The sequence below is a fragment of the Paracoccus sp. MC1862 genome, assembly GCF_016617715.1.
Taxonomy (GTDB): domain Bacteria; phylum Pseudomonadota; class Alphaproteobacteria; order Rhodobacterales; family Rhodobacteraceae; genus Paracoccus.
On the sequence record NZ_CP067225.1, the window covers coordinates 1165263 to 1180282 of the forward strand.

13 protein-coding genes and 1 tRNA gene are annotated in these 15020 nt (G+C 68.4%); 9 read left to right on the forward strand and 5 right to left on the reverse strand.

Features of this window, described 5'->3' with window-relative positions:
* Window positions 1-8: 8 nt before the first annotated feature.
* On the forward strand, window positions 9-1850 hold the full coding sequence (locus JGR78_RS05850) for a TniQ family protein (RefSeq protein ID WP_182805586.1): 1842 nt from the start codon (window positions 9-11) through the stop codon (window positions 1848-1850).
* 410 nt (window positions 1851-2260) lie between these two features.
* On the opposite strand, the gene JGR78_RS05855 is transcribed toward JGR78_RS05850, so the two are convergent.
* Window positions 2261-2346 (reverse strand) — tRNA-Leu (locus tag JGR78_RS05855).
* Window positions 2347-2662: 316 nt separating this feature from the next.
* On the opposite strand from JGR78_RS05855, the gene JGR78_RS05860 reads away from it, so the two are divergent.
* Genes JGR78_RS05860 through lpxK form a run of 3 tightly spaced genes read left to right on the forward strand, consistent with a single transcriptional unit; the run spans window position 2663 to window position 5080 of the window.
* Window positions 2663-2890 (forward strand): DUF4170 domain-containing protein, encoded by a 228-nt coding sequence (locus JGR78_RS05860; RefSeq protein WP_182793368.1) that lies wholly within the window; start codon window positions 2663-2665, stop codon window positions 2888-2890.
* Window positions 2891-2897: 7 nt separating this feature from the next.
* Entirely contained in the window at window positions 2898-4097 is a 1200-nt protein-coding gene (locus JGR78_RS05865; RefSeq protein ID WP_182805583.1) for a 3-deoxy-D-manno-octulosonic acid transferase, read from the forward strand.
* Window positions 4094-5080: a tetraacyldisaccharide 4'-kinase gene (lpxK, locus tag JGR78_RS05870; RefSeq protein ID WP_370576545.1), complete on the forward strand. Its 987-nt coding sequence runs from the start codon at window positions 4094-4096 to the stop codon at window positions 5078-5080. Before JGR78_RS05865 ends, lpxK begins: the two co-directional genes overlap by 4 nt.
* A 27-nt stretch (window positions 5081-5107) precedes the next feature.
* On the opposite strand, the gene JGR78_RS05875 is transcribed toward lpxK, so the two are convergent.
* Both JGR78_RS05875 and JGR78_RS05880 read right to left on the reverse strand, forming a co-directional pair.
* On the reverse strand, window positions 5108-5764 hold the full coding sequence (locus tag JGR78_RS05875; protein WP_182805579.1) for a DsbA family protein: 657 nt from the start codon (window positions 5762-5764) through the stop codon (window positions 5108-5110).
* Complete coding sequence (locus JGR78_RS05880) at window positions 5761-6345, reverse strand: DUF721 domain-containing protein (RefSeq protein WP_370576544.1); 585 nt, start codon at window positions 6343-6345, stop codon at window positions 5761-5763. The genes JGR78_RS05875 and JGR78_RS05880 overlap by 4 nt, the downstream gene beginning before the upstream one ends.
* A gap of 82 nt (window positions 6346-6427) precedes the next feature.
* On the opposite strand from JGR78_RS05880, the gene JGR78_RS05885 reads away from it, so the two are divergent.
* Both JGR78_RS05885 and JGR78_RS05890 read left to right on the forward strand, forming a co-directional pair.
* Window positions 6428-7447 carry an A/G-specific adenine glycosylase gene (locus JGR78_RS05885; RefSeq protein ID WP_234450875.1) on the forward strand — a complete coding sequence of 340 codons (1020 nt, stop codon included), beginning with the start codon at window positions 6428-6430 and terminating at the stop codon, window positions 7445-7447.
* A 73-nt stretch (window positions 7448-7520) separates the two neighbouring features.
* Window positions 7521-8861: a sorbosone dehydrogenase family protein gene (locus tag JGR78_RS05890; RefSeq protein ID WP_182805574.1), complete on the forward strand. Its 1341-nt coding sequence runs from the start codon at window positions 7521-7523 to the stop codon at window positions 8859-8861.
* Between the two features lie 111 nt (window positions 8862-8972).
* On the opposite strand, the gene JGR78_RS05895 is transcribed toward JGR78_RS05890, so the two are convergent.
* Together JGR78_RS05895 and JGR78_RS05900 are read right to left on the reverse strand one after the other, a co-directional pair.
* Complete coding sequence (locus tag JGR78_RS05895; protein ID WP_182793374.1) at window positions 8973-9608, reverse strand: aminotransferase class IV family protein; 636 nt, start codon at window positions 9606-9608, stop codon at window positions 8973-8975.
* Entirely contained in the window at window positions 9566-10687 is a 1122-nt protein-coding gene (locus JGR78_RS05900) for an aminodeoxychorismate synthase component I (protein ID WP_182793375.1), read from the reverse strand. The genes JGR78_RS05895 and JGR78_RS05900 overlap by 43 nt, the downstream gene beginning before the upstream one ends.
* A 187-nt stretch (window positions 10688-10874) precedes the next feature.
* Here JGR78_RS05900 and JGR78_RS05905 point away from each other — a divergent pair, with 187 nt between their 5' ends.
* The 3 genes from JGR78_RS05905 to JGR78_RS05915 all read left to right on the forward strand — a co-directional run bounded on the left by JGR78_RS05905 (window position 10875) and on the right by JGR78_RS05915 (window position 15014).
* Entirely contained in the window at window positions 10875-11744 is an 870-nt protein-coding gene (locus tag JGR78_RS05905; RefSeq protein WP_182793376.1) for a CHAD domain-containing protein, read from the forward strand.
* Between the two features lie 121 nt (window positions 11745-11865).
* Window positions 11866-12867: a TAXI family TRAP transporter solute-binding subunit gene (locus JGR78_RS05910; protein WP_182793377.1), complete on the forward strand. Its 1002-nt coding sequence runs from the start codon at window positions 11866-11868 to the stop codon at window positions 12865-12867.
* Window positions 12868-12947: 80 nt separating this feature from the next.
* A complete protein-coding gene (locus JGR78_RS05915; protein WP_182805572.1) occupies window positions 12948-15014 on the forward strand; it encodes a TRAP transporter permease in 2067 nt (688 codons plus the stop codon).
* The last annotated feature ends 6 nt before the right edge of the window (window positions 15015-15020 follow it).

The window sequence follows — 15020 nt, forward strand, 5'->3', positions numbered from 1 at the left end:
CATGCGTCATGCCTACCCTTTTTCCATTCCTCCCCTTTGATCCGTTTGAAACGCCGGTCTCATTCGCAACCCGTCTTGCCGCACTTCACACCGGGGGCCGGCTGGTGCCGTTTCTCCACGACATCGGCGTAAGATCCGCAGCGCTCGCCGCCGGTGACACCGAGGCTGTGCAGCGCCTCTGCGCCTTGGCCGGGATCGATAGCGCTCCTGTGCTTCGCAACACCGCGCGGACGGTTGGGAGACGACGTGCGGACCTGCGCGGCGAGGAGATCACGGCCGAGTTCCTCTCGAGCCCGGACACCGTGTTCTGCCCTGCCTGCCTCGCGCAGGACGATATCAAAGGAGGTGACAATCCCGGGACGCGTCGTGGGCGTCTCGCCTGGACCTTGCGGGTGGTTCGAACCTGTCCGCACCACGAGATCGCCCTGGTGCACCTGGCAAGAAACAAATGGAGCGATCAGTTCCACGAGCTCGCCGAGCGCGTTCCGGAGCGTGGCGGCGCTCTGTTGGCGCTTGCCGACAACTGCGAGCGTCGATCGCCTTCTCCGCTGCAGACCTACGTCATGCAGCGTCTCGAGGGTGAGGAAGGGCCGGAATGGCTGGATGGGCAGACCCTCGAGCAGGCCGTTCGAGCGACCGAGATGCTGGGAGCGCTGATCGCGTTTGGCGCCGGAGCGAACCTCACCGCACTTGACGCGTCGGGATGGGACCGCGCCGGCCGCATCGGCTACGCCTGCACGGCGGCTGGCGAAGCGGGAATTCGCGATGCCCTGCAGCAGGTCCAGGCGGCGTTTCGCGGCAAGGCCAAGCCGGGCCGGCGCAAGGTCTTTGGTCGCTTCTACGAATGGCTTTCCTCGACAAAGGGAAAAAAGGATCCGGGGGACATCAAACGGATCCTGCGCGAGCATATTTTCGACACCATGGAGGTGGCGGCTGGTGAGGAGATCCTCGGCGCCACGCTGAAGGAAAGACGGCTCCACAGCGTGCGCTCGCTCGCCTCGGAGGTTAACCTCAACTCGCGCACTTTGCGGAATTTCCTCGCCAGTCGCGGCCTGGTGCCTGCCGATGAAGCGCTCAGCGAATACCATGTGTTCGACGCAAATGCAGGGCGGACCATCGCCGCATCCGTCTGCCGATCGATACACGTCATCTCGCTCCCGAAAGCGCTGAACTGTACGCGTCCCCAGGCCGACCAACTCCTTGCCGAGCGGATATTGACGCGCGTGGGCGGAGGGCCGGGCATTGCACCCGGGCGGACCCAGCGTGCCGCAGATGCGTCCCATGTCGCTGATTTCCTCGTGGCACTCCGCAGAAATGCGATGATGGTCGGGACGGCGCCGGACGGCGTGGTGTCGATCTCGAAGGCTGCCGAAAAGGCGAAGGTGCCCTGCTACGCCATCGTGCACCTCATCCTCGGTGGATACCTGCAGCGAGTGTTCCAGCTTGCCGATGTTGCTGGATACGCTGGCGTGCTCGTGGACCCGATAGAGGTTCAGGCGCAAATTCATCACGTTCAGGCACACCTTTCGGCATCCGCAGCGTTCAAGATGATGTGGCTGCCGGTGGACACCGGCTGGGCTCTCGTCGATGCCCCTGATGATTTGGATCTGAAGCCGGTCGTGATCGAGGGTCCGTCCGGCTACCGGTTCTGCCGCTTCGACAGGAAGGATGCTTCCGAGTTCATGGAGCGGGTCACTACCGTGCATCTGATCGCCCTTCGCCTGGGCGTCGAGCACAAGGAGGTTGTCCGTCGGCTGAAGATCGCCTTCGTGCGCCCTGCGATTTCTCGCCGCGAGGCAGGAATGGATCTTTACAGCACCGCAGACCTCCCGGCCTCCCTCCGATCCTGAGAAGACCACGCCAGATTTCCTTCAACGGTAAATTCTGAACGGCCGCCCGTAGGGGCGGCCTTTTTCGTTTGGAAGATTTGCGTTTGTCGCCTACATGAAGTTAGACATCGCTCGATCATCGACAGGAATGTATGAGGTCGAGGGGATGGCCACTATTTGCTTGCAAAATGGCCAAGTGCGCCGCCGACCCGAAGCGCCGCCTTAGAAAAAACAATGACTTACCATGCAGAAATGGCTTGGAAATGGTTGTCACAACATGACATCAGACAGTTTTTCCTTTCGGGGCGAACGCTCTGACGCGCTCCTGGATCATCTTTCCGTTGAATCCAATCTGCGGAGTGTGCCCGCACTGAATGAAAACATCCAGCCGCAAGCAAGTTATCGAAAATCGATCATTTGCCATAAGCCTGTGGTGCGGGCGGCGGGACTCGAACCCGCACGGGCTTGCGCCCCAGGGAGTTTAAGTCCCATGCGTCTACCATTCCGCCACGCCCGCGACGATCGGTTCCCGCTAGGCCCTTGGCGCACGGGATTCAAGCGGCCCGGATGACGCCACCCTCGCCCCTGCCGCCTGGAAAAACGCAGGATCCCGATCACAAGACCGGGACCCCACATTCCCCGCGTGCCCTCAACCACCACACGCGAAACCGGAAAACCAACCTCAACCTGGACCAACGGGGTCCGTGAGATGAAGATGGCACAGGAAGTGATTCCCGGCAAAGGCCGAAAATCTTGAATTTTATATTCCGCCTTGGTCTCGGGGTGCGGGCGGGGTATCTGCCCTCCACCTGACATCAGCCGCAAGGTGACCGATGACCCAACGCCTGCATCTCGTCTATGGGGGCGAGCTTGTGTCGACCGACTCGCACGAGTTCCGCGACCCCGCCTCGATCCATCTCGTGGGAATCTTTCCCGATTTCGCCTCGGCCCATGCCGCTTGGAAGGCACAGGCCCAGCGGACCGTCGATCAGGCGCAGATCCGCTACTTCATCGCCCATCTGCATCGCCTGCACGACCCCGACGAATCCGTTTTGACATAGGCGCAGGATGGGCGGCATCGGTGATCTGGCTTTCTGGCTGCAGATCCGGGGCGGGCGGGCCGAGGATGCGCCCTCCGATCCTGTGCTGCCGCCGGGCGACGGCCCGCTGATCCTGATATGCGGGGGGGCCTCCGACCGGCGCGACCTTGCCCAGGAACTGCGCCGCCGGCGGCCTGGCGTCCGGCTGGGTGCACTGGGGCCGGTGGCCGTCGAACGCGGCGGTCGCGCGGTGCCCAGCGTCCTGCCCGGCTCGCCGGCCGATCCGGGCACCGCCAGGATGCTGGTCAGCAGGGCCTCGCCTGCCGCGCTGGTCCTGACGGACGACCTCCTGCCGCCTGCCCTTATCGCCGCCTGCGACGACGCGGGCGTTCCCGTAACGCTGGTCGCGGGGCCGGGCCAGTTGGCCGGGCTTGCGGCCCGCCGGGTGTGGCGTGGCGCGCGGCGGGACCCGGTGGCGCGGCTCAGCCGGGTGCTTGTCCCCGACGACGCGGCGCGGGACGCCGCGCTGCGTGAAGGAATCGCCCCGCAGCGGGTCGAGGTGATCGGCAGCGCCGCCCCCATCCTGCCGCCGCTGCCCTGCAACATGCGCGAGCTTGCCGCCCTGCGTCCTCTGCTGCAGGACCGCCACGTCTGGCTTGCCGCCGCCCTGCCGCTGGCCGAAGTTTCGCATATCCTTGCCGCGCAGGAACAACTGCTGTCCCACCATCACCGCGCGCTGCTGATCATCGCGCCCGCCCGGCCCGAGGATACCGGCGCGATCGCCGATGCGGCCGAGGCGCGGGGCCTGACCGTCGCCCGGCACGAGGCGCTGGACCCCGATCCCGACATCCAGGTGCTGGTGGCCGAGGACAGCGCCGAACTGGGGCTGTGGTACCGGCTCGCCTCGGTCACCTGCATGGGGGGCACGCTGACGCGGGGGACGGACGGCGCGCGCCATCCCTTCGAGCCCGCGGGCCTTGGCTCCGCCATCGTCCATGGGCCGCATCTGTCGGCGAACCTTGCCGAGTGGCAGGCGCTGGACCGGGCCGGCGGGGCGCGGCGGCTTTACTCGGCCGGCGCCCTGCCCGCTGCCATCGAGGATCTGAGCGCCCCAGACGCCGCCGCCCGCCTTGCCCGGCAGGCGTGGGAGGTCGCGACCGCCGGCGCCGAGATCACCCGCCGCATCGCCGAGGCCGTCCTGTCGGACGTGCCGGAGGGATCATGCTGACCACGCCCGGCTTCTGGAACCGTCCGCCTGCCGCAACGGCCCGGCTGCTGGGTCCGCTGGGCGCGATTTACGCCCGCGCCACTGCGCGGCGGCTGGCCCATGGCCCCCGACTGCGGGTCGGGGTTCCGGTAATCTGCGTGGGCAACCTGAACGCCGGCGGCACCGGCAAGACACCAACGGTGATCGCGCTGGTCGAGCGACTGTCGGCGCGGGGCATCGCCGCCCATGTGGTCAGCCGCGGCCATGGCGGGTCGGAAACCGGCCCCCTGCGCGTCGATGAACGCCGGCATTCTGCCGCGCAGGTGGGGGACGAGCCGTTGCTGCTGTCGGCCTTCGCCCCTGTGTTTGTCGCTCACGACCGGGTCAAGGGCGCACGCGCGGCCATCGAGGCAAGCGCGCAGGCGATCCTGCTGGACGACGGCTTCCAGGACCCTTCGCTGGCGCATGACCTGTCGCTGGTGGTGGTCGATGCAGCGCGTGGCTGGGGCAACGGGCGATGCATTCCCGCCGGCCCGCTGCGAGAGCCGGTGGCTGCGGGCCTTTCACGCGCCGATCTGGTACTGACGATCGGGGAACCCGCCGCGCAGGAGAGTTTCTCGGCCCGCTGGCCCGACCTGCCGGTGCCGCGCCTGACGGGGCAGCTTTCCCCCCTGATGACGGGGATGGACTGGGACGGGCTGCCCGCGCTTGCCTTTGCCGGCATCGGCCACCCGGAAAAGTTCTTCGCCACCCTGCAGGGTTTGGGCGCGCGGATCCTGCGGGCCGAGGCGCTGGCCGATCACCAGCCCTTCTCGCGCCAGATGCTCACGCGGCTGGAAACCGAATCGCGGATGCTGGGGGCGCAGCTTGTCACGACCGAAAAGGATGCCGCGCGGCTGCCACGCAGCTTCCGGTCCAAGGTGCTGACTCTGCCGGTGCGGCTGGCCTTCGACGATCCGGCGCCGCTCGATGCGGCGCTGGATCGTATCTTTCCGAAAGGCTAGGGCCGCCTTGGCGGGCGGCCCCTTGCCTCAGTTCGCGGCGGCCAGCTTTTCGTCGATCTCGGCCTTCAACTGCTCCCATGGCGCGTTGCGGACGGTTTCGCCGCCGATGATGAAGGTCGGCGTGCCCTCGATCTTGTCGGCGACCGCGTTCTGCTGGAAGGTCGCAAGCAGGCTTTCCACCTTGGCCGTGTCCTGCCAGCAGGCGTCCATCTGCTCGGTCGAATAGCCCGCCATCGCACCGATCTTGCGCAGGTTCGCGGCCAGTTCGTCGCCGGTCTTGGCGCCCAGCCATTCGCGCTGCTTTTCGAACAGCATCCCGGCGACGGGATAGAACTTCTCCTCGCCGCCGCAACGGGCCAGGATGCCGGCCCACAGGCCCGGCTCGTCGAAATAGACATCGCGCTGGGTGAAGCGGACCTTGCCGGTGTCGATGTATTCCGCCTTGAGTTGCGGATAGACGTCGGTGTGGAAGGCCGCGCAATGGCTGCAGGTGAAGCTGGCGTATTCGATCATCTCGACCGGCGCATCCTCGGCGCCTTGCCAGATGTCGGGCTGTATCGCCGGGGCAGCCTGCGCCTCGGCTGCCGGAGCGGTCTCGGCGGGGGCGGTCGTCTGGGCCGCCACGGGCAGCGCCAGCGCGGCAAGCGCTGCGGCCGAGATCAGGCTGCGGAGGGTCGGGGTCATGGATTGGCCTTTCGGTCGTGGGAAAACATCGCCCGTTTCCGGGCATCCTGCGCGGCGCGGGCAAGCACCAGCCGCCGCATGGATTCGGCAAGCCGCGGATCGTCGAAGCGGGCGGCAACTTCATCGGCCGCGGCAATTGCCTCGGGCGGCGGAGGAGAGTCGACTTGCGGGGCCGGGCGGAACTGCGCCTGCCCCCCGGCGAATCCCTGAGCTGCGGTCTGCGTCACCACGATCCGCGCGATGGCGTTGAAGCCGTAGACCGCGTTCACCCTTTCGCGCAGGCGGGGAAGCTGCATCTGCACCAGGGGCGCGTGGGCTCCGTCGGTCAGCAGCGTCAGCGTGGCGCCGAAGCCCTTGCCGTGGCTGACCTTGACGGGGCGCGTATGGGCGGCGGTTTCCGGTCCCACGATCTCGGGCCAGTCCGTCAGCAGCCGCGCCACCGCGAAGCCGCGCTTTTCGGCGGTCTTGCGAACCTCGGGCGCGACCAGCGAGGCGGCGGGCTCGAACCCCCGCATCCGCCGTTTCGGCGGGGCGTCGGACGAGGCGGTGCGCTTGCGCGGGGGCTTGGAGCTGGCGGTCATGCGTGGCCTTGAACGGGTTGCGCCCAATCTGGACGCTCTGCGCGCGGGATGCCAGATGGGGGCGATGACCAAGGGGGCAAACTTGCGTGAAACCGCCGTCAGCGATGAAGTCGCGCCCCGCCTGCTGGGCTGGTATGACCGCCATGCGCGGGTCCTGCCCTGGCGCACCCCGCCCGGCACGGCGCCGATGGACCCATACCGCGTCTGGCTGTCGGAAATCATGCTGCAGCAGACCACCGTCGCGGCGGTGAAGTCGTATTTCGAGCGGTTCACGGCCCTCTGGCCCTCGGTCCAGTCGCTCGCCGCCGCCGACGAGGCGCAGGTGATGGCCGAATGGGCGGGCCTGGGCTACTACGCCCGGGCCCGCAACCTGATCGCCTGCGCCCGGATGGTTGCCGCCGCCGGCGGCTTCCCCGACACGCGCGAAGGGCTGGCCGCCTTGCCCGGCGTCGGCCCCTATACCTCGGCCGCCATCGCCGCCATCGCCTTCGACCGGCCCGAGACGGTCGTGGACGGCAATGTCGAGCGTGTCGTCGCCCGGCTGTTCGCCATCCAGACCCCGCTGCCCGCCGCCAGGCGCGAGTTGACGGGCCTTGCCGCAACCCTGACGCCGACCGAAAGGCCCGGAGATTTTGCGCAGGCGACGATGGATCTGGGCGCCACCATCTGCACGCCCCGCAACCCCGCCTGCGGCATCTGCCCTCTGATCGACCTCTGCGCCGCCCGTGCGGAAGGCATCGCGCCCGAGCTTCCCCGCAAGGTGCCGAAACCCGCCAAGCCCATCCGCACCGGCACAGTCTGGGTCGCCATGGACGAGGGAACCGTCCTGCTGGAACGCCGCCCCGCGCGCGGGCTGCTGGGGGGCACGCTGGGCTTCCCGACGACCGGCTGGGACGGCACCGATCTGCCCGCGCCCGGCCCCGGCCCCTGGACCGACCGGGGAGAGGTCCGCCACGTCTTCACCCATTTCGACCTGCGCCTGCGCGTCCTGACCGGCCCGCCTGCCGGAACCACGCGCGGAGAGCAGACCTCCCGCGCCAGCTTCGACCCGAACGCCCTGCCGGGACTGATGCGGAAGGTCTGGGCGCTGGCCACGCGCTAAGGAACTTTCCCACCAGCCACGCGCTTTCCCCGGCACTGCCAGCGATCGACCGCGCAATTCCGGGGAGGAACCCATGCGAACATCCACGATCCTGACCAGCCTGCCGCTGACATTCGCGCTTCTGGCACCCCTTCACGCTCAGGAGGTTCTAACCGGCGAGGCCGCCTTCGGCACCGCCGAGGACAACGCTCCCGGCACCCGCCGCCACATCACGGCAGACGCCCTGCCCGCGCCCAGCCACGCCGAAAACGACCCCGAGGCGCCGGATTTCCAGAACAACCCGACGATGGTCGACCGGCCGGAAGGCACGATGCCGCAGGTGCCCGAGGGCTTCGCGGTCGAGGTCTTCGCCGAAGGCCTGACCGAGCCGCGCGTCATCCGCATCGCCCCCAACGGCGACATCTTCGTGGCCGAAAGCGAGGCGGGCCGGGTCTCGGTCTTCCCGGCCGACGCGCAGGCACCCGCCACACCCGAGGTTTTCGCTGAAGGACTCGACCGACCCTTCGGCATCCTGTTCCACCCGCCGCAGAACCCCGAGCACGTCTATGTCGCGGCGGCCAACCAAGTCGTCCGCTACCCTTACGCGGAAGGCGACCGGACAGCCTCGGGCGAGGCCGAGGTGATCCTCCCCGACATCCCGACCGAGCGGCACTGGACCCGCGACCTCGCCACGACGGCGGACGGCAGCCGCATCTTCGTCTCGATCGGCTCGGCCTCGAACGTGGCCGGCGCGATGTCCGACGAGCCGCCCGAGGAGATCACCGCATGGGAGCAGAGCTACGGTGTCGGCGCCGCCTGGGGGGACGAGGAAAACCGCGCCGTGGTGCAGGTCATGAACCCCGACGGCAGCGAGTTGCGGAACTTCGCCACCGGCCTGCGCAACTGTTCCGGCATGGCGGTGCAACAGGATGGCACGCTCTGGTGCACGGGCAACGAGCGCGACCACATCGGCCCGAACCTCGCGCCCGACTACATCACTTCGGTTCAGGACGGCGGCTTCTACGGCTGGCCTTGGTATTACGCGGGCGGCAACGAGGACCCCGCCCATGCGGGCGAGCGCCTCGACCTTGCCGACAAGTCCCTCACCCCCGAGGTGCTGCTGCAGGCCCATTCCTCGACCATGCAGCTTGTCTTCCACGACGACGAGGCCTTTCCAGAAGAATACCACGGCATCTTCGCCACCATGCGGGGGTCGTGGAACCGCGAGAACCGCACCGGCTACAAGGTTGTCCGCGCGCTGATCGAGGATGGCAAGCCCACCGGCGTCTACGAGGACTTCATGACCGGCTTCGTGCTGAACGAGGCCGAGGTCTGGGGCCGCCCCACAGGCATCGCGGTCCTGCCCGACGGCAACCTGCTGGTCAGCGACGACGCCAACGGCACGATCTACCGCGTGACCCATGGCGGGCAGTAAGGCTTGCAGTATCCGTCACTGATGCAGGGCCGAAGCGATTGAACAAGCTTGGGGCGGGGCGGAAGCCCTGCCCTTTTCCTCTGGCCGGCTGGCCCGCGACGGAGGGCTGTCTCAGCCCCGCCAGACTGCAGGCATCAGCCCGCGCAGGGCATTCCCGACCCACAGGCGGACGCGCGGCAGGTCCCCGGCCATCAGCCTTTCCTCGTGGCATTGCCCGCCGTCCAGCAGTTCCGCCCGCAGCACCCCGGCCAGCAGCCCGCTGGACAGGGGCGGCGTCCGCATCCCCGCGCCCCGGTCGAAGAACAGCGTAGTGATGGTGCCGTCGCAGGCCTCTCCGCGCTCGTTCAGGAACAGCAGTTCGTCCAGCCCCTCGGGCATCGCCGCGCGGGCGTTGTCATAGACCGCCCGGCGCGTGGTCTTGTGCCGCAGCCAGGGATCGCCTGAATCCAGCCGCGCCGGTGCCAGCCCCAGCCGCCATTCCGCCGGTGAGGGCGGCAGGGAATGGCGCGTCACCTCCAGCAAGCCGCCGCGGTCCAGCGTCAGCCGCAGCCGCGCGGGCATTCCTGCGTCGCCGGTCAGCGCGGCGCGGGCGGCATCCGCATCGCAGGGCCAGCCCAGCGCCGCGGCGCTGGCCGCAAGCCGCGCCAGATGCCCCCTGATGCGCGGGCAGGCCGTGCCGTCCCACAGCGCCGTCTCGATCAGCCTCAGTCCGGGGTCGTCAGCGGCAGCGCGAAGCGGGTTTTCCACAGCGCCTCCTCCCATTCCTCGGGGGCGGTGGAATCGTCCACCACGCCGCCGCCCACGTTCAGCGTCACGCGCCCGCCCGGCCAGACCGACAGAGTGCGGATCGCGACCGAGAAGCAGCCCGAGCCATCCGGCGCCATCCAGCCGAGGCTGCCGCAATAGGCGCCGCGCGGGAAGGGCTCGAGTTCGCGGATGATCTCCATCGCGCGGATCTTCGGGGCGCCGGTGATCGAGCCGCAGGGGAACAGCGCCCGCATCAGCGCGGGCAGGCTGGCGGGCGCGGCCAGTTGGCCGGTCACGCGCGAACTCATCTGGTGGACGGTGGCGAAGCTGTCGACCGTGAACAGTTCCGGCACGCGGACGGACCCGATGCGGCTGATCCGGCCGATGTCGTTGCGCAGCAGGTCCACGATCATCAGGTTCTCGGCGAGGTTCTTTTCCGATGCCGCCAGCGCCGCCGCCAGTTCCGCATCGCGCCGGGGGTCGGGGTCACGCGGCGCCGTGCCCTTCATCGGGCGCGTCTCGATCAGCCCCTCGGCATCCAGCCGCACGAAAAGCTCGGGCGAGCGCGAGACGAGCGCCGGCCCGCCCAGATCGGCGAAGGCGCCGAAGCCGACCGGCTGAAGCCCCCGCAGCGCATGGAAGAGCCCGAGGGCCGAGCCGCTTTCCAGCCGGCTTTCCAGCGGAAAGGTCAGGTTGACCTGATAGCAGTCGCCGGCGCGGATATAATCCTGCACCCGGGCAAAGGCCGCGTCATACCCGGCCCGAGAGATCAGCGGCCGGAAAGGCGACAGCCGGACCTGTTCGTCCGGCACAGGCAGATCGGCATCCTCGGGTCGGTCGAAGATCCCGAAGGCCAGCAGCGGGCCTTGCATCTGCGGCATCAGCGGCAGCAGTCGCTCTTCCAACGCGTAGCCGGCCTCGTAGGCGATCCAGCCGGCGATCCACCGGCCCGCGCGGCGCGCCCGGTCAAGGCGTTCCAGCGCCGGGGCGACCTCGGCCGCGCTGTCGGCCGTGACCAGCGCATGCGGGCCACGAAACAGCGCGGGCCGGTTCTTCGGGCCGAACTCGCAGAATATCACAGGCCCCTCCGCCACCATCCGGCAGGGCGGTGCCTGCATCGTCCGGGCAAGCGATAGCGCCGGGGCACGGGGCTGTATAGGTCCGCAGCCCGAACCGCGCCCGGCCAGCGCCGGTGCCTTGTCACCCGCGCGATTGCAACTACCCTTCGCGGCAAGGCGTTTCCGGGCAGAGCAAAGGGTGACGGGCATGGCGGCCAGCAAGACGGCAGGCAGAAAATCGAAGGCTCTGGCGGCGAAGATGAGCGGGCTGCAGGCGTTCCGCCGCCTGATCGAGCAGGGCGCGGCGACCCATGACGCGCAGATCGAACCGATCCTGACCTCGGACGATCCCGAGGCGGTGCATCGCGCGCGGGTGGCGCTGCGGCGGATGCGGTCCACCGTGCGGGGGTTCGCGGACATGCTGTCGCCGGATGCGGGCGGGCGGCTGGAATCGGCGCTTGCCGACAGGTTCCGCGCCCTCGGCCCTCTGCGGGATGCCGATGTTCACGCCGGGGAACTGGCCGGCAGCCCCGCGGGCGACGAGGCCGCGCGGCAGGCGGCGGAACTGCGCAAGGCGCTGCGGGCCGAGATGAAGGGCAAGGCGTGGATGCTGCTTTCGGACGAGGTGGCGCGGCTGCTGGATAGCGCGAAACTGACCGGCAGCGGGCGGCGCCGGCGGCTGGCCGAGGCCTCGGTGCGGGTGATCGCCTCGCGCGCGCTGCAGGTCGCCTGGACCGAGATGCTGGCCTTCGGCGACCACCTGGACCGGCTGTCCGAAGACGACCTGCATGATTTCCGCAAGCGGGCCAAGGACATGCGCTACCTGTCCGAGTTCTTCGGTCCGCTCTGGCCCGGCAAGCCCGAGGCCGAGATGGTGCGCCGCATGGCCCGGATGCAGGACGCGCTGGGCACGCTCAACGACCTGACGAACATGCGGCGGAACGCGCAAGAGGGTCCTGAGGAGCACTGGCTGCCCGCAGATGCCTCGAAGCGGGAAGCCAAGGCCCGCGAGCAGGCGGACAAGGCCTGGGCGAGGCTTCGCAAGGTCGCGCCATGGTGGTGCGCGCCGCAGGACTGACGGGCGGCAGGTGCCGGAAACGAGGTCTTGGTGCCCACGGATTTCTGCCCCTGCCCGGTTGCCGTTTCCGGGCGCTGCGGGCTAATGTCCCCCCGTTCGCAAGAAGACAGGGGGATTGAGAATGAGTTTCAAGGGGTTGGTTGCCGCTTTCGCGCTTGCCGCGTCCTTCGCGCAGGTATCCGCCGCGCAGGAGATGTCCTTCTTCCGCATCGGCACCGGCGGAACCGCGGGCACCTACTACCCGATCGGCGGGCTGATCGCGAACGCGATCTCGAACCCGCCCGGATCGCGCGCCTGCGAGGATGGGGGTTCCTGCGGGGTGCCGGGGCTGGTGGCGACGGCGGTGGCCTCGAACGGGTCGGTCGGCAACGTGAACGGCATCAACGGCGGCGCGATGGAGGCGGGCTTCACCCAGTCCGACGTGGCCTACTGGGCGCAGACCGGAACGGGCCTGTGGGAAGGCCAGCCGGCGGTCGAAAAACTGCGGCTGATCGCGAACCTTTACCCCGAAAGCATCCACCTGGTCGCGCGGGCCGACTCGGGCATCGCCTCGCCCGCAGATCTCAAGGGCAAGCGCGTCTCGCTGGACGAGCCGGGCTCGGGCACACTTGTGGACGCCAAGATCATCCTCGAAGCCTTCGGCCTGTCGGAAGCGGACGTCACCGCCGAATACCTCAAGCCCGACCAGGCGGCCGACCGGATGCGCGACGGGGCGATGGACGCCTTCTTCTTCGTCGGCGGCTTTCCGGCGGGCGCCATCGCGGAACTGGCCAGCCAGCACGCCGTGACGCTGGTGCCGATCGCCGGTCCCGAGGCCGACAAGCTGCGCGAGACCTACAGCTTCTTCGCCACCGACACCGTTCCGGCAGGCACCTATGAGGGGCAGGACGCGGATGTTGGCACGCTTTCGGTCGGCGCGCAGCTTGTCACCAGCGCCGATCAGCCCGACGACCTGGTCCACGGCATCGCTCAGGCGCTTTACAACGAGAACACGCAGAAGCTGTTCGCGGCTGGCCATGCCAAGGGCAAGCTGATCACGCTGGACAGCGCCACGCAGGGGGCGGGCATCCCCTTCCATCCGGGCGCCGAACGCTTCTACAAGGAGGCCGGCAAGCTCGAATGAGCCGGGCCTGACCCACGGAAGGACGCGGCCGGTCTCCGGTCCGCGTCCTTTGTCATTGATCCGCAACGCAGGACACCAGAATGACCGACGCACCCCGCCAGCTTTCCGAAGCCGAACTGCGCGCGCTCGAGGAGGAATACGATCCCGAGGCCCGCTTCCGCACGGTCACGCGCCCCGTCGCGATCCTGTCCGGGGTGATCCTGTTCCTGCTGTCGGTCTATCACTTCTACACCGCCGGCTTCGGCATCCCGCGCGCCACGACCCATCGCGGCCTGCACATGGGCGTGTCGCTGTTCGTGATCTTCCTGTCCTTCTCGGCGCTGGCTCGCAACCGCCACAAGACGGACGGATTCGCCATCCTCGGCGTGCCGGTGACGGACTGGCTTCTGGGGATCGGGGGGGCGGTCAGCGCCTTCTACGTGCCGTGGATCTATGACCAGCTTGCCTTCCGGGTCGGCAACCCGCTGCCCATCGACATCGTCATGGGCACGATCCTGCTGGTCGCGCTGCTGGAGGCCGTGCGCCGGTCCATGGGCTGGCCGCTGCCGGTGATTGCGCTGTGCTTCATCGCCTATGCCTATTTCGGGCGCTCGATGCCCGGCATCCTGGTCCATCCGGGCGCGGACTGGGCGAACATCATCAACCACCTCTACCTGACCTCGCAGGGCATCTACGGCACCGCGCTGGGCGTGATCGCGACCTATGTGTTCCACTTCGTCCTGTTCGGGGTGATGGCGCAGAAGATCGGGCTGGGGCAGTTGTTCATCGATCTTGCGACCGCACTGACCGGGCGCTTCGCGGGGGGACCGGCCAAGGTCTCGGTCGTGTCCTCTGCCATGCTGGGGACGATCTCGGGGTCCTCCATCGCCAACACGGTGACGACCGGCGCGCTGACCATCCCGGCGATGATCAAGATCGGCTTCAAGCGCCATTTCGCCGCCGCCGTCGAGGCCGCCTCGTCCACCGGCGGCCAGATCACGCCCCCGGTCATGGGGGCCGTGGCCTTCCTGATGGTGGAATACCTCGGCATCCCGCTGCGGACGATCCTGATCGCGGCCATCGTCCCCGCCTTCATGCATTTCTTCGGCGTGCTGGTGCAGGTCCATCTTGAGGCCAAGCGCCTTGGCATCCGGGGCCTGCGGGCCGAGGAACTGCCAAAGGCCGGCAAGGTCCTGCGCGAGGGCTGGCTGTCCATCCTGCCGCTGGTCCTGCTGGTCTGGATGCTGATGTCGGGCCGCACGCCCTTCCTGTCGGCCTTCTCGGCCATCGCGGCCTGCATCGTGGTCTATGTGATCCAGCGCGTCATGGCCGCCGGCGTCGTCGGGGGCCTCAAGGAAACCGCCGCCGGCCTTTACGAGGGCTTCGTCTCGGGCGCACGGCAGTCGCTGGCCGTGACCGCTGCGGCCGCTCTGGTGGGCGTGGTGATCGGCGTCGTCACCCTGACCGGCGTCGGCTTCAAGATCGCCTTCATGGTCACAAGCGTCGCGCAGAACTGGGCGATCTCGTTCCACGGGCTGCTGTCGGTCCTGCCGTTCGAGCTGTTCAGCATCGAGACGCTGTCGCTGCTGTTCACGCTGGTGATGACGGCGGTGGTCTGCGTGCTGATGGGCTGCGGGGTGCCGACGACGGCGAACTACATCATCATGGTGGCCGTCGCCGCCCCCGTGCTGGGAATGATGAACGTCGAGCCTCTGGTGGCCCATTTCTTCGTCTTCTACTTCGGTGTGCTGGCCGACGTGACCCCGCCCGTGGCGCTTGCCGCCTATGCGGCTGCGGGGATCGCGGGGGCCAACGGCTTCAAGGCCGGGAACACGGCTTTCCGGCTGTCGATGGGCAAGGCGCTGGTGCCTTTCGTGTTCGTCTTCTCGCCCTCGCTGCTGATCGTAACGGAAGCCTTCACCCTGCCCGACTTCCTGCTGGCCTTCACCGGCGCGGTCCTGGGTATCATCGCCCTGTCCGCGGCGATCACGAACTGGCTGCTGGGGCCGCTGCTGAAGATCGAGCGGTTGGCTCTGCCCATCGCCGCGCTGCTGATGATCGCGCCCGAGATCATCTCGACCCTGATCGGGGCCGCCATCCTCGGCGCTGTGACCCTGCGGCAGTACATGGCCGGGATGCGGGGTGAGGGGGTGCCCTCGGCCTTGTGACCCCTC